This window comes from Xenorhabdus ehlersii, from assembly GCF_003610465.1.
GTDB classification, from domain to species: domain Bacteria; phylum Pseudomonadota; class Gammaproteobacteria; order Enterobacterales; family Enterobacteriaceae; genus Xenorhabdus; species Xenorhabdus ehlersii.
In genome coordinates this window covers 469,222-488,824 of the sequence record NZ_RAQI01000003.1, presented here as the reverse complement: position 1 = coordinate 488,824, position 19,603 = coordinate 469,222, and the positions used below count along the sequence as shown (strand labels likewise).

Below are 19,603 nucleotides of genomic sequence, written 5' to 3'. Positions count from 1 at the left end.
TTACTACTATTCACTTTCTATTGCTATCCGTTTTTCACTATGTTGCGCAACTCAAAACACCTGATGATGCGGGCATAAATGTGAATGGCCAGCGATTCTCTCTTTTAATCCATTAAAATCAGTAGATAGATTGTCATGAAAAAAACCAAAATTGTTTGTACTATCGGGCCAAAAACAGAATCCGAAGAGAAATTGACCGAACTGCTTAATGCTGGTATGAATGTGATGCGCCTGAACTTTTCTCACGGTGACTACGAAGAGCATGGCCAACGCATTAAAAACATTCGCGCGGTCGTAGCAAAAACTGGCAAAAAAGCCGCCATCTTATTGGATACTAAGGGTCCTGAAATCCGTACCATGAAGCTGGAAGATGGCAATGACGTCTCCCTTACAGCGGGTCAAACCTTCACCTTTACAACAGATAAATCTGTTATTGGCAATCGAGAGTGTGTCGCTGTGACTTATGTCGGTCTGCCAGAAGATCTGAAACCAGGAAACACTATATTGGTTGATGATGGTTTGATCGCCATGACAGTTAAAGAAACTACCGCGACTGAAGTCATCTGTAAGGTATTGAATAACGGTGATTTGGGTGAAAACAAAGGCGTTAACCTGCCAAATGTTTCTATCAACCTGCCTGCACTGGCAGAAAAAGATAAACAGGATTTGATCTTCGGTTGTGAGCAAGGCGTGGATTTCGTTGCAGCATCTTTTATCCGTAAACGTTCAGATGTACTGGAGATCCGTGAGCACCTGAAAGCTCATGGTGGCGAACACATCCAAATCATTTCCAAAATCGAAAATCAGGAAGGCTTGAATAACTTCGATGAAATTCTCGAAGCGTCTGACGGCATCATGGTTGCTCGTGGCGATCTGGGTGTTGAAATCCCGGTAGAAGAAGTTATCTTCGCGCAAAAAATGATGATCGAAAAATGTAATGCAGCTCGTAAGGTTGTTATCACTGCCACCCAGATGCTGGATTCAATGATCAAAAACCCACGCCCTACCCGCGCTGAAGCCGGCGACGTTGCTAACGCTATTTTAGATGGTACCGATGCGGTAATGCTTTCTGGTGAAAGTGCGAAAGGAAAATACCCTGTTGAAGCTGTTTCCATCATGGCAACAATCTGTGAACGTACAGATCGCGTTATGGGCAGCAAAATTGAGCATACCAGAACTCAGAAGCTGCGTGTTACCGAAGCAGTGTGCCGTGGTGCGGTTGAAATTGCAGAAAAATTGGAAGCGCCATTAATTGTCGTGGCAACATATGGTGGTAAGTCTGCAAGATCTATCCGCAAATATTTCCCTAATGCCTCAATCCTTGCGTTGACAACGAATGAAATCACTGCTCGTCAATTGCTGTTGGTCAAAGGTGTTTCCACTCAGATTGTCAAAGAAATCGCCTCTACCGATGATTTTTATCGTATTGGTAAAGAAGCTGCATTGGCAAGTGGTATGGCACACAAAGGGGATATCGTTGTCATGGTTTCCGGTGCATTAGTGCCAAGTGGCACCACAAACACTTCCTCTGTTCACGTGCTATAAGCTTAATAAGCTAAACAACAGCGCTGTCTAAACTTGGGCAGTACCAGGATCATAAAGAAGCCCATATTTGTATTATGCAGATTGGGCTTTTTATATTTCTATAGCACACCATCATCATAGTGAACTTTACAAATTAATATTCTTCTTTCAAAATGCTGTTCAATACAAGAATATTTTACTATTTTCACTCAATTATGTTTATATCTGCTGATCTCTTATATAACAATAATTCATGTTGATTTAACAATATTGATTCAATTATCCTTTTATTATCAAAATAATTAAACAAATAAGTCACACTTTGTTTATGCTGAATTTTTTTCGTAGCAAAAATTTATTCTCTTTCTAAAATAGTTTGTGTAATACTTAGATGGCTACTTGGAGATTAACTTAATCTAGAGGGTAATGTGATGAATCGTACTAAAGTTGTATTTGGTGCAGTAATTCTGGCTTCTACTCTGTTAGCGGGTTGCTCAAGCGCAACTAAAGTTGAACAACTCGCCTCTCAGGTTCAAACACTCGGTTCTAAAGTTGACCAGTTGAGCAGTGATCTCAGTTCTATTCGTTCTGATGTACAATCAGCCAGAGACGAAGCTGCTCGCGCGAATCAGCGCCTTGATAACCAAGTTCGTTCATACAAGAAATAATCTTTATAGTAGGTAAAATTGTTGATAACAAATGGCGTACAGTGGTACGCCATTTCTATTTTTGCTTACCACCCTATATTTCTCAATTTCTTAGGTTTCAGGTTGATAAATTGGCCCAGGTTGATGTAATGGCGGTATCTTAGCTGGTTTAATTTCGGGGTCGGCCGTTTCTTCCCTATCTTCAATTGGCCTTAACATCGCCTTTTCCGCTTGGCTATTGGTAGCCAGCCCTGTATTCACCTGTACTGGCATTCCTGAACGACGAATAATGCCTTGATCAACACGGAATTCATCTGTTTCACGATTATTAATGAACTTCACTAAGCCTTCAGAACGTGGGATAGGCATTGTTTGTGGATCATCTGTCTCTTTATTAGAAAGCGGCTGATGAACTTCCACATAGCGCTTACCATCTGGCTCTGTGGCATATTTCACCGGCTCATTAATGACTTGGACACGCGTTCCTCGTGGAACAGTCTGAAACAGAGCTTCGATATCATCAGGTCGCAAACGAATACATCCTGAACTGACACGCATACCAATGCCAAAATTTGCATTTGTACCATGGATTAAATATTCGCCACGCCCAGCGGCCAAACGTAGGGCAAAATCCCCCATTGGATTATCTGGACCTGCGGGTATTACGGCAGGCAAAATAATTCCCCGACTAGCATAATCCTTACGAATATTAACGGTTGGTGTCCATGTCGGGTTCTTAATCAATTGGCTGACTGACGTTGTCATAGTCGGCGTGTTGCGCCCAAGTTGACCTATTCCAATAGGGTACACAACAACATAATTTTTCCCCTCAGGGTAATAATAGAGCCTAAGTTCGGCCAGATTGATAATAATTCCTTGACGAACAGTGTCTGGAAGCAGCATCTGTGATGGAATAATTAACTCCGTGCCAGATTTAGGTAAATAAGGGTCAACACCAGGATTTGCTTCCAACATCGCCAGTAATCCTATTTGGTATTTGGCTGCAATGGATTCTAACGGGCGCCCGTCATCGGGCACAATATAGGTAGAATTTTTGCCAATCAGACGGCTATTAGCAGGAGGCAATGGATACTCGATAGCATGGGCGATATTAGTCAATCCACTTAACGACAACATGCCAATCAAGAACATGCCGATAACAGTTAAAAATCGCTTCATACGTGCTTCCTGAAAATGATACTTGAATGTTTGTGGTTAATTAATAGCCTACTTTGCAAAACTATTCTATCTCATTCGTAGTAATCAAAGAGAGGGTTATATTATCCGGCTGTTCCCGCCAGCTATAATACTGACAGGAACAAAAAACAACAAAACAGGTAGGATAGCTAAGATAAAATGGCTGTTGTCAGACGAGATGTGCAACATAATTGTTGCTGATCATTGTAGATATCAATCTGCCAGACCTGGTGTGAACGGCCAAGATGGACAGGTTTACAAACCCCTTTAACCATACCTTCACGAACAGATTTAAGGTGGTTAGCATTAATCTCTACTCCCACCACTTTCTGTTCACCTTCCGAACAGAGATAACCTGCAATCGAGCCAAGTGTTTCAGCCAATACCACAGATGCTCCGCCATGCAAGATCCCGAACGGCTGTTTAGTTCGTTGATCGACTGGCATTGTTCCTTCGATAAAATCATCGCCAAGTTGGGTAAATTCGATCCCTACATGTTTTACCATACACTCACCATTAAATTGATTAAGTGTATTTACATCTATATTACGTTTCCAAATCACGGCATTATCTCCAATAAGGCTTGTAATGGATGTTTAAGTAATTTTCCTTCTATGCGCTTCACCTGACTGCGACACGAATACCCTGTACTCAGGCAATGTTCTAAGGATAGATTTTTCAGTGCCGGAGCCCATGAAAGCTTGTAGATGCCAATGGATCTCTCCAGATTTTTCTTTTCATGACCATATGTACCCGCCATGCCACAACAGCCGACACTGACATGATTCAATTGATGACCAAAATAGCAGAAGATATCAGCCCATTGTTTACCGCTATTAGGCAATGCTGTCACTTCGGTACAATGGCCAAGTAGATACCAGTTATGTCTGGATATTGAATTATCGTTTTTCTCTTGTGACATTTTTTCCGGCAGAATGCTGGTTAGCCATTCATGTACCAACTGAACTTTAAAATTCCCCCTCCGTTCACCAAGAATAGCGTTGTATTCATCTCGGTAGCACAGAACTAAAGCAGAATCGACACCTACCATAGGAATATTCAGGCGCGCTATCCGATTAAGGAAGTCAGCCGTTTTTCCCGCGGTTTTAGCAAATCGATTCAAGAACCCTTTGACATGCTGTGCTTTTCCATTAGGCGAAAATGGCAATAAGACCGGTTTATACCCCAGCTTTTCTGCCAGCAAGACAAAATCAGTGACCACTTTCGCATCGTAATAACTTGTAAAAGGGTCTTGGACAATAAGCACATGTTGGTCACGCTGTAGTAATGATAAGCCTTCCAACTGTTCCAGCGTTGTCCTTGCTGCATAATGACCAGCAAGTTGCTGCTGCAATGTCGGGTAGGAGAGTAACGGCAGATCAGCCATGCCAATGGTATGCTGGCTGATTCTTTGTACCCACAGTTGTTTCAGGAAAAAATTAAATACTCGCGGTGCTTTTGCCATCAATGGCGTACTGTGTTCAACATTAGCAACAATATGATCACGCAATGGGCGCAAGTAGCGGCTGTGATACAACGCTAAGAAGCGTGAACGAAACGAAGGAACGTCGATCTTGATCGGACATTGTGTTGAACAGGCTTTACAGGCTAAACAACCTGACATAGCTTCTTTAACTTCATGTGAAAAATCATATTCACCTCGCCACGCCCGCCAACTATGACGGGTTTTTTCAATCAATCCCCGCAAACTGGGGCGCGTTTGCTCCAGTCCATGCTCCAACAATTTGGGTTCAACCCCCTGCTCTGTCAAAAGCCGCAACCACTCTCTCACCAAGGTCGCCCTGCCTTTAGGGGAATGTATGCGATGCTGGCTGATTTTCATTGATGGACACATTGGGCTTCTGACATCGAAATTGAAGCATAATCCATTACCATTACATTCCATCGCTCCGCGGAATGCATTCCTGACATTGACAGGAATAATGCGGTCGTAAGTCCCACGCTTGGCTGCATCAACTTTCATCATTGGGGCATCGACTTCAATTGGTGGACAGATTTTCCCCGGATTTAGCCGATTGAGAGGATCAAACGCCGCTTTTATTCGGCGCAGTTCGTTATACAAGACCTCACCAAAAAAGGCAGGGCTATATTCTGCCCGAAAACCCTTTCCATGTTCTCCCCATAACAAACCGCCATATTTGGCCGTCAAATGAACAACTTCATCAGAAATTTGTTTCATCAAGATTTCTTGCTGAGGATCACACATATCCAACGCAGGACGCACGTGCAAAACACCGGCATCTACATGTCCAAACATGCCGTAATTCAGTTTGTGATTATCCAAAATCTGGCGAAATTCAGCGATATAATCGGCAAGATGTTGAGGAGGAACACAGGTATCTTCGACAAATGGAATGGGTTTAGCTGGACCTTTACTGTTGCCTAACAGTCCGACGGATTTTTTCCGCATGGCATAAATGCGCTCAATATCCCTCAAATCATGGCATATCTGATAGCCAATAATGCCCGCCTGATTTTTTTCCATCAATTCATCAAGGCGTAAGCAAAGCGCCTGCAACTGCTGATCAATTCTCTGTTCATCATTACCACTGAATTCGACAATATTCAGGCCTTGCATATCTTTATCAGGCACATCAGTAATCAATTCTTTCACTGAGTGCCAGATGATATCTTCACGCGCCAGATTGAGTACCTTAGAGTCTACCGTCTCAACTGAGAGCGCTTTGGCTTCTACCATAAAGGGGGCATTACGTAGGGCAGAATCAAAGGAATTATATTTGACATTCACCAGTCGTCTGACTTTAGGTAACGGCGTGATATCCAGTGTCGCCTCAGTAATGAAGGCCAGAGTACCTTCAGAACCCGTCAAAATACGGGTGAGATCAAAAGACTGCATATCGTCGCTGAATACATGGCGCAAATCATATCCCGTCAGGAATCGATTGAGTTTAGGGAATTTCTCAATGATTAATTTCCGTTGTTCACGGCAACGTTCCAATACCGTTTTATAAACACAACCAACGATACTCTCTTCTTGGGCAATCGATTCCGCCAATGCTGTGCTCATAGGACGGGTATCTAACATTTCCCCTCCCAATAAAACAGCACGTACACCCAGTACATGATCCGAGGTTTTGCCATAAACCAGCGATCCCTGACCGGAAGCATCCGTATTGATCATGCCGCCTAACGTAGCACGATTACTGGTTGAAAGTTCTGGAGAGAAAAAATAACCGAAAGGTTTTAGATATTGATTAAGCTGATCTTTGATAACACCGGCTTCTACCCTTACCCACCCTTGCTCTGTGTTGATTTCCAGAATGCGGTTCATATAACGGGACATGTCCACCACAATACCCTTGTTAAGTGATTGCCCATTCGTACCAGTTCCCCCGCCGCGTGGGGTAAATGTCAGCGCCTTAAAACGCTCCTCTTCTGCTATTCTTGTCAGCAGCACAACATCGGCGCTGGAACGGGGAAATACAACAGCTTGTGGTAACAGTTGATAAATACTATTATCTGTCGCCATAGTCAGCCTATCAGCATAGCTACTGGCGGTGTCTCCAGTAAAACCCGCTTCTTTCAGTGCAGTCAAATAGTTCTGTGCCAGTTCACTGACATAGGGGGCTTGTGATATACGTGGGATCATTGGCTAATTGCCCCTTATTCTAATAAATATCCACATTGCTTTATCTATATACTATCTTGGATAACGTAACTCAGACAATTTTCTGGTTTCTGAGCAGACAGGCTTTCAACCATATCACAATATTTATCGATTTTGAGCAACCAATGAAATAACGTTATATTTAATTACCGTTGTTACTGCCAACACTATTTAATTACCTGAGAAATGATTTCATGGAAAAATCACAATCATACCAAGATTTACCTAAGTTGTTATTCGCTCTACTCTTCATTTTATTACTCATTACCACCAGCTTTTGGGTCTTAAGTCCCTTTATTTTAGGATTTATTTGGTCAGGAATGGTGGTTATCGCAACTTGGCCATTATTGGAAAAATTACAACAACGATTATGGGGAAAACGCTGGATTGCGGTTTCTATCATGACGTTACTGTTAGTTTTATTATTTGTTATCCCTATTGCGTTACTTGTCAACAGCCTGGTAGAAAACAGTGCGCCATTGATTGAATGGGCAAAATCTCCTTCCTCTTTCCAACTTCCACAACTGGAATGGCTCCATCGAGTACCTGTCATTGGCAAAGATTTATATCTTAAATGGCAGGATTTGATTGCTGACGGCAGTAACATGCTTCTCAACAAAATTCCCCCTTACATCGGTAAAGCAGCAACATGGTTTTTTACCCAAGCCGCTAATGCAGGACGCTTTCTTTTCCATCTGGCACTGATGGTCATGTTCAGCGTATTACTTTATTGGAAGGGTGATCAGGTTATGCTGAGCATCCGCCATTTTGCTATCCGGCTGGCAGATAAACGAGGTGATGCCGTAGTGTTGCTGGCTGCCCGATCCATCCGAGCCGTCGCTCTTGGCGTGGTGGTAACGGCATTGGTTCAAGCCATTGCAGGCGGAATTGGGTTGGCAATTGCCGGCATTCCGTATCCAATGATATTGACAGTACTGATGTTTGTATGCTGTGTTGCCCAGCTTGGTCCTCTGCTTGTTCTCGTTCCATCTATTGCATGGCTTTATTGGACGGGAGAAACAACCTGGGGAACTATTTTAATTATCTGGAGCCTGGTATTAACCACCATGGATGGTGTCCTACGCCCTTTCCTGATCCGTCTTGGTGCTGACTTGCCGATGGTATTAATTCTTACTGGTGTCATCGGCGGGATCCTTTCATTAGGTGTCATTGGGCTATTTATTGGGCCTGTTGTATTGGCTGTTTCTTACAGTTTACTATTGGCATGGATGAATGAAGTTCCTAAACCCGAAGGAAAAATGACAGATATGGAAAAACATTTCGGGAAAAAGCACGTCAAATAATTAAATCATTGCGCGAAAAAAATAGTATTTTCGCGCAATTATAAAAATGGTGAATATATCATCAAAACCGCATCTAAAATATAAAGTTATTTTTCGTAAAAAATAAAACCCACCAAGAAAATTGTTGCAAAAAAGTTATTTTTATAAAGTTTCTTTTCTAATCTCTATTTATTAAGAGGATTCTTAATGAATAAACTCACCTATTAAATTAGTATTCACTCCATCGAAACAAATTTTTCCCAGAGTATTGCCACCTCAGCTTATAACGCCATAGGCTGGGTTCAATGAAGTATATATATATTGCTGTGTGTAGTCTTTGCCTGTCAGCCCATGATAGGCTTTTTTTTTGGAGGGCATTCCAAAAAATCATGTAACACAGAATATAAAAGCCTGAAAGTATCTTAACAGGCTTTTATATTTGAATTAAATGCTATTAGTTATTTCCAGTTAATTATTTTCAGCTAAAGCAATCCACGTTTTCACAACTGTATCAGGATTCAATGATAAACTGTCAATTCCTTCCTTCATTAACCACTGAGCAAAATCTTCATGATCCGAAGGCCCTTGTCCACAGATGCCAACATATTTCCCCTGCCGTTTAGCCGCTTGAATTGCCATGGAAAGCAGTTGTTTTACCGCTTCATTACGTTCATCGAATAATTCGGATACCACACCAGAATCGCGATCTAATCCCAGAGCCAATTGCGTCATATCATTTGAACCAATTGAGAAGCCATCGAAATATTCGAGGAATTGATCTGCTAACAACGCATTCGATGGAATTTCACACATCATGATGACTTTCAAACCATTCTCACCGCGTTTCAAATCCTGAGATGCCAATTCCGCTATCACTGCTTCCGCTTGAGCAACAGTACGCACAAACGGGATCATCACCTCAACGTTAGTTAATCCCATCACATTACGTACCCGCTTGATCGCCTCGCACTCCAAAGCAAAACATTGACGGAAGCTGTCAGAAACGTAGCGCCCTGCCCCACGGAAACCCAACATTGGGTTTTCTTCCTGTGGCTCATACATGCCTCCACCCACCAAGTTCGCATATTCATTGGATTTAAAATCTGATAAGCGAACGATCACACGTTTGGGCCAGAATGCTGCCGCTAACGTTGCAATCCCTTCCGTCAATTTCCCTACATAAAACTCAATAGGATCATCATAACCAACCATCAACGATTTAATTTGCTCTTGCAGCTCAGGAGACTGTTTGGAATATTCAAGCAAAGCACGAGGATGCACACCGATCATTCGGTTAATAATAAACTCCAGTCGAGCCAGACCAACCCCTTCATTTGGTAAACAGGCAAAATCAAATGCACGATCAGGATTGCCTACATTCATCATGATCTTCACATCCAACTCCGGCAGTTTATCAATTTGGGAACTCTGAACACTGAAATCTAGTTTATGCTGATAAACGTACCCCGTATCACCTTCCGAACAAGAAACCGTTACCTGTTGACCTTCTTGTAAACGTTCAGTCGCATCGCCACAACCAACAACGGCAGGAATACCTAGCTCACGAGCAATAATGGCGGCATGGCAGGTACGTCCACCACGATTAGTGACAATAGCGGCTGCTCTTTTCATGATCGGTTCCCAATCTGGATCAGTCATGTCAGTGACCAGTACATCCCCCACTTGAATGCGATCCATCTCACTAAGATTGTGGATAACCTTGACTGTTCCAATGCCGATACGATGCCCAATTGCTCGACCTTCCACCAATACATTGCCTTGCTCATTGAGTTGGTAACGTTCCATGACCTGCTGATTTGATCGGACAGTTTCAGGACGGGCTTGAACAATATATAACTTACCATTATGCCCATCTTTCGCCCACTCGATATCCATCGGACGACCATAATGCTTCTCAATCAGCAAAGCCTGTCTGGCTAACGCTTCCACTTCACTATCAGCCAAAGAGAAACGATTGCGCAATTCCTCTGATACAGATTCCGTACGCACTTGCTTTCCATGCTCTTTGCTATCTGCATAAACCATACGTATTTTTTTAGAGCCAAGATTACGGCGCACTATTGCAGGGCGATTATTCTTCAACGTCGGTTTGTGGACATAAAATTCATCAGGGTTTACTGCTCCCTGCACAACCATCTCCCCCAGACCATAAGCTGATGTAATGAACACAACCTGATCAAAACCTGATTCAGTATCAATTGTGAACATCACCCCAGACGAAGCCAAATCAGAACGCACCATACGCTGTATACCGGCAGAAAGTGCAACACCGCGGTGGTCATAACCCTGATGGACACGATAAGAAATGGCACGATCATTAAAAAGTGATGCAAAGACATGCTTGATAGCCACCATCACCGCATCAATGCCTTGCACATTCAAGAAAGTTTCTTGCTGTCCAGCAAAAGAAGCATCCGGCATATCTTCCGCGGTTGCAGAAGAGCGCACGGCGAAAGAAGCATCAGACTCGCCTTCAGACAATTGCAGATAGGCATCACGAATATCTTTTTCAAGTTGAGCCGTAAATGGCGTATCAATCACCCACTGACGGATTTGCGCGCCAGTTTTAGCCAACTGATTGACATCATCAACATTGGTTTCATCCAGCAATTGATAAATACGCTGGTTCACACCACTTTGTTCCAGAAAATCATTAAATGCCTGTGCAGTTGTGGCAAAACCATTGGGAACAGACACACCAAGTTCAGCCAGATTGGTGATCATCTCGCCAAGCGAGGCGTTTTTACCACCAACCCGATTAACGTCGTTCATACCTAATTGGTTATACCAGAGCACATTGCTTGAGGTGAGGCCACTATTGGACATTAGAAACTATCCTTTTTACATTCGGAGGTACAAATCGGAAAATTAAAGCTGCTCTTCACAGCAGGAAATAGCCTAGCACATTGTCTTGCCAGATATAGAAAGGTGAATCGATCAACCCAACAATATTATTTTTTACGGGTATAATCTGGAAAAAATTCTAAGGGCATAACGATAAAAGAAGAGAGACAATGATAGAAATCCATTCTTCCCAAACAGCTGAAAATGAAATACTGGAACGCAGCGTATTTTTTATTTCTGATGGAACGGCAATCACCGCAGAAGTATTAGGTCATGCCGTGTTATCCCAATTTCCAATTACTATTACTTCCTATACCTTACCTTTTGTGACGAGCAAAACCAGAGCAGAGGAAGTCAGAGATCAAATAAACGCGATATATCAGCAAACCCAAATCAAGCCATTAGTTTTCTATTCCATTATTTCGGATGAAGTTAAAAGCATTATTACCCGTAGTAACGGATTTTGTCAGGATATTGTTCAAACATTAGTTGCACCATTACAGCAAGAAATTGGCCTGAAACCCAAACCAGAATTACACCGAACTCACGGCTTATCGAAAAAAAATCTGGGGCAATATGATGCACGCATTGCTGCCATTGATTACACTCTCTCCCATGATGATGGTATTTCATTACGTAATCTTGATCAGGCTCAAGTCATTATTCTTGGCGTATCTCGGTGTGGAAAAACACCAACCAGCCTCTATCTTGCCATGCAATTTGGTATTCAGGCTGCAAACTATCCTTTTACCGCAGATGATATGGATAATTTGCAGTTACCCGCCGCTTTAAAATCCTTTCAGCATAAATTATTTGGCCTGACAATTAGCCCAGAAAGGCTTGCAGCTATCCGTGAAGAACGGCATGAAAATAGCCGTTATGCTTCATTACGACAATGTCGGGTTGAAATTGCTGAAGTTGAGGCTTTATTCCGAAAAAATAAGATCAATTACCTGAATACCACTAATTATTCTGTCGAAGAAATTTCGGCCAAAATTATTGACAGTATGGGATTAAAACGCCGTATGTTCTGATTTCAAAACATAACATGTTTAACAATATTTATTCACGACACTTTCTCGCGCAAATATCATGATTGTCTGTTGAATTTACTGGGGGTTGAGTTATTGTGATCCCCCAGTTATTCCAGACTCTGTCACAATATGAAGTAGAATCCGAGAAAGAAAGTATATGTACAAAACAGATGAGTTAAGAACCTACCGCATTGATAGCCTGATCACACCTAAAGCGCTTGCAGAACAATATCCTATATCAGACAAAATCTTACAAAATGTGACATTGTCACGAAAGCGTATTGAATCCATCCTAACAGGCGAGGATCAACGTCTATTGGTCATTATTGGTCCCTGCTCCATTCATGATACTGATGCAACCCTTGATTATGCTTCTCGCTTACGCACCCTGCGCAAAAAATACCAGCAAAATCTAGAAATCGTGATGCGTACTTACTTCGAAAAACCGAGAACCGTTATTGGTTGGAAAGGCTTGATTTCAGATCCCATGTTAGACGGCTCTTGCCAGGTTAATAAAGGGATCTCCCTTGCCCGTAAGCTGTTAATTGATATCAATGAATTAGGCGTCCCGACCGCTACAGAATTTCTGGATATGGTCACTGGTCAATACATTGCCGATTTAATCAGTTGGGGAGCGATTGGCGCCAGAACAACAGAGAGCCAAATTCACCGGGAAATGGCCTCTGCCTTGTCATGCCCAGTTGGTTTTAAAAACGGGACAGATGGCAATACGCTTATCGCTATTGATGCAATACGTGCGGTACGAGCCAAGCATATGTTTTTGTCCCCAGATAAAAACGGTCAGATGACTATTTATCAAACCAGTGGCAATCCCTATGGACATATTATTATGCGTGGTGGGAAAAAACCGAATTACAGTGCTGAAGATATTGCAGCAACCTGCCATAAATTACGTGAATTTCACTTACCTGAACGTTTGATTGTGGATTGCAGCCATGCTAATTGCCAGAAAATTCATCGTCGTCAATTGGATATAGCAAGAAATATTGGTGAACAGATCCAATCTGGCTCAACAGCGATTGCTGGTGTTATGGCTGAAAGCTTTTTAGTCGAAGGAACCCAAAAAGTTATCAAGGGAGGATCTTTGACATACGGTCAATCTATTACCGATCCATGCCTTGGTTGGCAGGATACGGAAGAATTTATCAATATTCTTGACGAAGCGATGAGAAATCGTTCCTGAATCCTTTCTTTGTTTTGGCTCCTACCGACTATCGGGAGCCAATAATCAGAAAAAAACACCTTAAAATCAAAATATTAATTCAAAATTTCAGGTATAGAAAAAATAACTTGAAGTTAACCACCATTGAAACGATAATTATTCTCAATATCAGAATAATTATTGTTCAATAAAATAAACTACATTGATTGTTAACTCTGACGCAATAAAAAATCTAACAAATTCACTGCTGAATAACAGTGATATATCAGTTAATTGAGTTCATAAGAACACGCTATTTCACCATGGAAATTGACTTGCATGACTTTAATTAAATCACCAAACTTGAAACTGTCTACATTAAGTGCACTCATCTTCGCGAGTTTATCTTCTGCGTATGCCACAACAGTACCTTCGGAAACAGTACATTCCAAGAAAGAGAAATCTTCCAAAGACACTGTAACTGTCTATGCCACTGGCAACCAACGTGACAGCTTTGAAACCCCTATGATGGTGACAGTCATTGAAGGCAATTCAGCCAGCAATCAGGTTGCTGGCAACGCAAATGATTTACTGCACAATATTCCGGGCGTTGATGTCGCTGGTATTGGCCGTGCCAATGGACAAGATATTAGCATTCGAGGTTATACCCAAAAAGGGGTTTTGACTCTTGTTGATGGTATTCGGCAAGGAACTGACACCGGGCACCTCAATGGTGTATTCCTCGATCCCGCTTTGATTAAGCAGGTGGAAGTTGTCCGTGGCCCATCAGCACTACTATATGGCAGTGGTGCCTTGGGTGGTGTTATTGCCTATCAAACAGTCGATGCCGCAGATTTATTGGAAGAAGGCAAAAATACTGGTTTTCGTGTCTTTAGCCGCGCAGGGAGCGGTGACCACAGTCTGGGATTTGGGGGAGCTGCATTCGGTAAAACAGAACAGCTTGATGGATTAGTTGCATTTGGCACCCGTGATGTGGGCAATATCCGCTTCGGTAATGGCGTAAAAGATCATAATGACGAAACCATTGGTAACGCGTTGGTAAAAGGCTCTTGGAAAATAGACGACAACCAAAAACTCAGCGGCAACTTGCGTTATTACCGTAATGAAGCACATGAACCGAAAAATCCACAACTTCCAGACAAAGATGACAGTCAACGGGTAGATCGCACCACTGCACAACGTGATGCTAAATTGTCTTATCAATTAAATCCTGCAGAATATAGCTGGTTAAACGCCAAAGCTGATATTTATTATTCCGATATAAATATTAATAACAGAAGCAAAGACAAGGTCTTTGAAGGCCGTAAACAAGAAACTTATGGTATAAAACTTGAAAACCGCTCCCATTTGGGAAGTACTGCCTTTGCTGCCCACCAATTTACCTATGGTGGTGAAGCTTATAAACAAAAACAAAAGCCAAGTAGCAGTATTGTAAAGGGTTTTCCCAACGCCGATATCCGTTTTGCATCTGGCTGGGTTCAAGATGAAATGACCCTGCGTGATTTACCTGTTTCATTTATTGTGGGTACACGTTACGACAATTACAAAGCCACAAATAGCAAATATGACGACATCAGTGCCGATAAGTGGTCATCAAAAGGCGCTATTAGTATTACCCCCACAGATTGGTCAATGCTATTTGCCTCCTATTCCCAGGCATTCCGTTCCCCGACCATGGGTGAAATGTATAACGATTCAGAACATTTCTATATGCCTCCAAAGAAAGGCAAAGGCGGCCCTGGAATTACAAATTATTGGAAACCAAATCCAAATTTACGCCCTGAAAGCAATGAAACTCAGGAATACGGTTTCGGGCTGCGTTTCGATGACCTGTTTGCCAACAACGATGGCCTGAAATTTAAAGCCAGTTATTTTGATACTCAAGCGAAAGATTACATATCTCTCACTATAACACCTGATATGAGGTTTACGACATCTTTCAATATTCCAAAAGCCAAAATTTGGGGTTGGGATGTTTCTATGACGTATGATTCCGATTGGTTCTCCTGGAACCTTGCTTACAATCGAACTACGGGTAAGAACGAAGAAACTGGGGCATCTATTGGAGCACTGACCCCTGATACCCTAACCAGCACATTGGATATTCCATTATCTGACACCGATTTTTCTATTGGATGGGTCGGTAAATTTACCCAGCATACCCAAGTTAAAGGGGTATATGGCACCAATAGGGATGAATACGGTCGGAAGGTTTCTCAATACGCAGGTTATGGCGTCAATGACTTCTACGTTAGCTATCATGGCACTGGAACATTAAAAGGGCTAACTACCTCCGTTGTACTGGGTAACGCTTTCGATAAAGCCTATTACTCATCACTGGGAGCGCCACAGCATGGTCGTAATGCCAAACTGTTTGTAAGCTACCAGTGGTAAAAGAACAAATAGACTATTCTCTCGATTTTAGAACAAAATTGTTTTTAAACACCGTTTTTTAAGGAGCTAGCAACTGTGAATCAGTCACTTTATGAACGTTACCTACAAGCCAAGGCAGAAAACAAAGCTAAATATGCACGCGATCTGGCTGCTTACCTTAACGTCAGCGAAGGAGAATTATTGCATAGCCGTGTCGGTATCGACGCAAAACGTTTGAATATTGACGCTCCTACCCTGCTTCAGGAACTGGCAGCAGTTGGCGAAACCAAGGCGATTACCCGTAATGACTTCGCCGTTCATGAGCATATTGGACGCTACGAAAATACCAAATTTAGCCCACATGTTGGTTTGATCCTTAATCCGCGTGAGCTTGACTTGCGTCTATTCTTCGACCACTGGAGCAGCGTTTTCTCTTTGGTTGAACCCGCCAAAAATGGTGTGCGTCACAGCATTCAATTCTTTGACCGCCAAGGCGATGCGTTGCATAAAGTCTATGCCACCAGCAACACTGATATGGCTGTATGGGATGCACTGATCGAAAAATATCAGACTAGTGAAAATCCAACGCTGGAAATTCAACCGGAAGAAGTGCCTGAATATGCAGAAGTTACGGAACAACTGAAAGCGCAGCTAGATGAAGAATGGCGTGCCATGACTGACGTTCATCAATTCTTCATCATGATGAAACGTCATAATCTTAGCCGCCAGCAGATTTTCAATGCAGTTAAAGATGATTTGGCTTATCGTGTGGATAATTCAGCACTCACTCAAATTGTGGAAGTTGCCTATAAAGATCAAAATGAAATCATGATCTTTGTTGGAAACCGTGGTTGTGTCCAGATTTTCACGGGTAAATTGGAACGCCTGATGCCTTATCAGGCAGAAAATTCCGCCCAGAAATGGCTCAACATTTTCAACCGTAATTTCACTCTGCACCTGATTGAAAGTGCCATTGCAGAAAGCTGGGTTACCCGTAAACCAACCGATTGTGGCTTCGTCACCAGCCTTGAGTTGTTTGATGCCAATGGCAACCAAATCGCACAGTTATACGGCCAACGCACTGAAGGTACTCCTGAACAAGCTCAATGGCGTGAACAAATTGCTGCTTTACCTAAACTGCAACCAGAACAGGAAACTTGTGTAGCATGAAAAAATGGCTTCTAACATTTATGCTTGCCATCTCTTTCAATGTGTTCTCTGCTGAACGCATTGTTACCATTGGTGGCGATGTGTCTGAAATCGTTTTTGCACTTGGCGAAGGACAGCACGTTGTCGCAAGGGACAGTACCAGCCAAAATCCCAAGGAACTGCTTTCCTTACCCGATATCGGGTATATGAGAGTATTGAATTCAGAAGGGATTCTATCCATGCGCCCATCACTGGTGATTGCAAGTGAGTCGGCTCAACCTTCCCTGGCACTCAAGCAAGTCGAAGATTCCGGTGTAAAAGTCATTAAAGTGACCAGCGAAACCTCGTTAGAAGCCGTTCCTGCAAAAATCATGACCGTCGCCAAGGCGGTCAACCAGGAAAAACGTGGCGAAGCATTGATTGCCCAATATCGGCAGCAACTCGCAGATATCACCACGTCAGATATTTCCACCAAAATCGTCTTTGTCATGAGTCATGGGGGTATCATGCCAATGGCGGCTGGTCAGAAAACCGCAGCCGATCAAATTATTCGTGCCATTGGTGCAAAAAATGCGATGCAAGGCTTCCAAGGATATCGTCCTTTATCACAAGAAGGTGTTATTGCCAGCAAGCCGGACTTACTGCTAGTCAGTACCGAAGGGCTAAAGACGTTGGGTGGGATGGATAAAATTTGGCAACTTCCTGGATTAAATTTCACACCGGCAGGAGAGAAAAAACAGGTCGTGGTTGTTGATGAAATGGGTCTACTTGGGTTTGGTCTGCAAACGCCTGCTGTGATGAAGCAAGTCCGTGATGCTGCGGAGAAAGTGCAATGAGTCATTCCCGCTCCCCCAGTCTCGGTGTGATCGTACTGAGCTTATTGTTATTCCTGCTGGCAATTAGTTCAGCAAATATGGGGGCATTGCCACTTTCCTTTAAAACACTGTGGGAATCCTCTTTGGATGATCCACAGTGGCAAATCTGGTTAAATATTCGGTTACCACGTATTTTGCTGGCGATCCTCGTTGGAGGAGCGCTGGCTATATCTGGGGCCGTAATGCAAGGGTTATTTCGTAACCCTCTGGCCGATCCCGGATTATTAGGGATCAGTAGTGGTTCAGCACTGACCGTCGCAATGTTTATTGTGTTGCCTTTCGCCTTACCTGCCAGCATTGCGTTGTACGGACATATTATTGCAGCGTTTATCGGCAGTTTATTGGTATCGTCCCTGATATTCATTCTCAACAAATATAACCACGGCAACCTGTCAAAACTACTCCTTGCAGGCATCGCCATTAATGCACTATGTTCGTCATTTATTGGTGTATTGAGCTATATCAGTAACGACCAACAATTACGCCAATTTTCCATTTGGATGATGGGTTCACTCAGTCAAATAGAATGGCCAACACTCGCTATTGCTGCATCACTCATTATTCCTGTTTGTATACTGACAATCAGTCAGTCACGTAAACTCAATTTGCTGCAACTGGGTGATGAAGAAGCGCACTATTTAGGCATTAATGTCCAACGCACCAAATATCAATTATTATTGTTAAGTGCCTTGTTAGTCGGATGTGCCGTTGCTTTGACTGGTGTCATTGGTTTCATTGGGTTAGTTATCCCACACCTTGCCAGGCAGCGATTTGGGGGGGATCATACTTGGCTACTACCGATATCTGCCCTGGGTGGTGCCTGTCTTCTGTTAAAAGCCGACACATTAGCCAGAACATTAGTCTCTCCTGCTGAAATGCCAGTAGGCCTTATCACTGGTTTGATCGGAGCCCCCTATTTTTTATGGCTTATCCTTAAGCCATCAAGAAATCGTTCATAATGGAACCCAGCATGTCAAATAATTTACTTGAAGCACAAAATTTAAATTATTTCATCGGGCAGCGTCAGATAATCAAGGATGTTTCCCTTTCCCTGCGTCAAGGGGAAATTGTAGCAATTATTGGCCCAAACGGGGCGGGGAAATCAACACTGTTACGTCTATTGACCGGCTATATCTTACCCAGTTCAGGAGATTGTCTGTTAAAAGGAATTCCCATTTCCCGATGGCCAACTCAGCAACTGGCTCGCATTCGTGCAGTCATGCGGCAATATAGCGCCCTCTCCTTTCCATTTAGTGTAGAGGAAGTTATTGCTATGGGACGTGTTCCCCATGAAAGTGCCCACAACAGAACCGCTATTGATGAAGCGATTACATTGACCGAGTGTGAAGCGCTGAGAAACAGAAATTATCAGCAATTATCTGGAGGGGAACAACAACGGGTTCAACTGGCAAGAGTTTTAGCTCAACTTTGGCATCCTAAACCTACCGAATCTTGTCTGTTTTTGGATGAACCCACATCAGCATTGGATCTTTATCACCAGCAACATACATTGCGATTGGTTCACCGCCTGACACGAAAGCATCCCATCGCTGTCTGTTGTGTACTGCATGATTTGAATCTGGCGTCACTTTATGCCGATAAGATTATCTTGTTGCACAAAGGCCGACTAGTAGCCTCCGGCACTCCACAAGATGTACTGCGTGACGATATTCTTAAGCAATGGTATCAAGCCGATTTGGGCGTTATGCAGCATCCTGAAACTCATCAGCCACAGATCTATCTCCGACAATAAAAGGCTAGCGTTTATTCCCTTTTAATTAATGAGATGCAGATAAAAGGGCAAATTTTGCCGTGATCGGCGAA

General features: G+C 42.8%; 14 protein-coding genes. 10 read left to right on the top strand and 4 right to left on the bottom strand.

Features of this window, described 5'->3' with window-relative positions:
* The first annotated feature begins 135 nt into the window (after window positions 1-135).
* Both pykF and BDE27_RS12690 read left to right on the top strand, forming a co-directional pair.
* On the top strand, window positions 136-1,545 hold the full coding sequence (gene pykF, locus BDE27_RS12695) for a pyruvate kinase PykF (protein ID WP_099132855.1): 1,410 nt from the start codon (window positions 136-138) through the stop codon (window positions 1,543-1,545).
* A gap of 410 nt (window positions 1,546-1,955) precedes the next feature.
* Window positions 1,956-2,192, top strand: a complete 237-nt coding sequence (locus BDE27_RS12690) for a major outer membrane lipoprotein (RefSeq protein ID WP_047770169.1) — start codon at window positions 1,956-1,958, stop codon at window positions 2,190-2,192.
* A 90-nt stretch (window positions 2,193-2,282) separates the two neighbouring features.
* On the opposite strand, the gene BDE27_RS12685 is transcribed toward BDE27_RS12690, so the two are convergent.
* From BDE27_RS12685 to ydiJ, 3 genes are all read right to left on the bottom strand, one after another.
* A complete protein-coding gene (locus BDE27_RS12685) occupies window positions 2,283-3,350 on the bottom strand; it encodes a L,D-transpeptidase family protein (RefSeq protein ID WP_099132854.1) in 1,068 nt (355 codons plus the stop codon).
* 167 nt (window positions 3,351-3,517) lie between these two features.
* Window positions 3,518-3,931: a hotdog fold thioesterase gene (locus BDE27_RS12680; protein ID WP_099132853.1), complete on the bottom strand. Its 414-nt coding sequence runs from the start codon at window positions 3,929-3,931 to the stop codon at window positions 3,518-3,520.
* The gene (ydiJ, locus tag BDE27_RS12675) at window positions 3,928-6,999 is read right to left on the bottom strand and encodes a D-2-hydroxyglutarate dehydrogenase YdiJ (RefSeq protein ID WP_099132852.1); all 3,072 of its coding nucleotides are present in this window, start codon (window positions 6,997-6,999) and stop codon (window positions 3,928-3,930) included. Before ydiJ ends, BDE27_RS12680 begins: the two co-directional genes overlap by 4 nt.
* Before the next feature lie 212 nt (window positions 7,000-7,211).
* On the opposite strand from ydiJ, the gene ydiK reads away from it, so the two are divergent.
* Window positions 7,212-8,321 carry an AI-2E family transporter YdiK gene (ydiK, locus tag BDE27_RS12670; protein ID WP_099132851.1) on the top strand — a complete coding sequence of 370 codons (1,110 nt, stop codon included), beginning with the start codon at window positions 7,212-7,214 and terminating at the stop codon, window positions 8,319-8,321.
* Between the two features lie 447 nt (window positions 8,322-8,768).
* Here ydiK and ppsA read toward each other — a convergent pair whose 3' ends face one another.
* Window positions 8,769-11,147: a phosphoenolpyruvate synthase gene (ppsA, locus tag BDE27_RS12665; protein WP_099132850.1), complete on the bottom strand. Its 2,379-nt coding sequence runs from the start codon at window positions 11,145-11,147 to the stop codon at window positions 8,769-8,771.
* Between the two features lie 188 nt (window positions 11,148-11,335).
* Between ppsA and ppsR the strand changes: the two genes are divergently transcribed.
* The 7 genes from ppsR to BDE27_RS12630 all read left to right on the top strand — a co-directional run bounded on the left by ppsR (window position 11,336) and on the right by BDE27_RS12630 (window position 19,532).
* Entirely contained in the window at window positions 11,336-12,199 is an 864-nt protein-coding gene (gene ppsR / locus BDE27_RS12660) for a posphoenolpyruvate synthetase regulatory kinase/phosphorylase PpsR (protein WP_099132849.1), read from the top strand.
* Window positions 12,200-12,356: 157 nt separating this feature from the next.
* A complete protein-coding gene (locus BDE27_RS12655) occupies window positions 12,357-13,403 on the top strand; it encodes a 3-deoxy-7-phosphoheptulonate synthase (protein WP_099132848.1) in 1,047 nt (348 codons plus the stop codon).
* Between the two features lie 297 nt (window positions 13,404-13,700).
* Window positions 13,701-15,776 (top strand): TonB-dependent hemoglobin/transferrin/lactoferrin family receptor, encoded by a 2,076-nt coding sequence (locus BDE27_RS12650; protein WP_099132847.1) that lies wholly within the window; start codon window positions 13,701-13,703, stop codon window positions 15,774-15,776.
* A gap of 75 nt (window positions 15,777-15,851) precedes the next feature.
* A complete protein-coding gene (locus BDE27_RS12645; RefSeq protein WP_099132846.1) occupies window positions 15,852-16,925 on the top strand; it encodes a hemin-degrading factor in 1,074 nt (357 codons plus the stop codon).
* On the top strand, window positions 16,922-17,740 hold the full coding sequence (locus BDE27_RS12640; protein ID WP_099132845.1) for a heme/hemin ABC transporter substrate-binding protein: 819 nt from the start codon (window positions 16,922-16,924) through the stop codon (window positions 17,738-17,740). Before BDE27_RS12645 ends, BDE27_RS12640 begins: the two co-directional genes overlap by 4 nt.
* Complete coding sequence (locus BDE27_RS12635) at window positions 17,737-18,738, top strand: FecCD family ABC transporter permease (RefSeq protein ID WP_099132844.1); 1,002 nt, start codon at window positions 17,737-17,739, stop codon at window positions 18,736-18,738. Before BDE27_RS12640 ends, BDE27_RS12635 begins: the two co-directional genes overlap by 4 nt.
* The gene (locus tag BDE27_RS12630; RefSeq protein ID WP_099132843.1) at window positions 18,738-19,532 is read left to right on the top strand and encodes a heme ABC transporter ATP-binding protein; all 795 of its coding nucleotides are present in this window, start codon (window positions 18,738-18,740) and stop codon (window positions 19,530-19,532) included. The genes BDE27_RS12635 and BDE27_RS12630 overlap by 1 nt, the downstream gene beginning before the upstream one ends.
* Window positions 19,533-19,603: the final 71 nt, after the last annotated feature.

Bases quoted from the DNA above. Each gene is read 5' to 3' on its own strand.
- pykF (WP_099132855.1), top strand. From the start codon at position 136: ATGAAAAAAACCAAAATTGTTTGTACTATCGGGCCAAAAACAGAATCC.
- BDE27_RS12690 (WP_047770169.1), top strand. From the start codon at position 1,956: ATGAATCGTACTAAAGTTGTATTTGGTGCAGTAATTCTGGCTTCTACT.
- BDE27_RS12685 (WP_099132854.1), bottom strand. From the start codon at position 3,350: ATGAAGCGATTTTTAACTGTTATCGGCATGTTCTTGATTGGCATGTTG.
- ydiJ (WP_099132852.1), bottom strand. From the start codon at position 6,999: ATGATCCCACGTATATCACAAGCCCCCTATGTCAGTGAACTGGCACAG.
- ydiK (WP_099132851.1), top strand. From the start codon at position 7,212: ATGGAAAAATCACAATCATACCAAGATTTACCTAAGTTGTTATTCGCT.
- ppsA (WP_099132850.1), bottom strand. From the start codon at position 11,147: ATGTCCAATAGTGGCCTCACCTCAAGCAATGTGCTCTGGTATAACCAA.
- ppsR (WP_099132849.1), top strand. From the start codon at position 11,336: ATGATAGAAATCCATTCTTCCCAAACAGCTGAAAATGAAATACTGGAA.
- BDE27_RS12655 (WP_099132848.1), top strand. From the start codon at position 12,357: ATGTACAAAACAGATGAGTTAAGAACCTACCGCATTGATAGCCTGATC.
- BDE27_RS12650 (WP_099132847.1), top strand. From the start codon at position 13,701: ATGACTTTAATTAAATCACCAAACTTGAAACTGTCTACATTAAGTGCA.
- BDE27_RS12640 (WP_099132845.1), top strand. From the start codon at position 16,922: ATGAAAAAATGGCTTCTAACATTTATGCTTGCCATCTCTTTCAATGTG.
- BDE27_RS12635 (WP_099132844.1), top strand. From the start codon at position 17,737: ATGAGTCATTCCCGCTCCCCCAGTCTCGGTGTGATCGTACTGAGCTTA.
- BDE27_RS12630 (WP_099132843.1), top strand. From the start codon at position 18,738: ATGGAACCCAGCATGTCAAATAATTTACTTGAAGCACAAAATTTAAAT.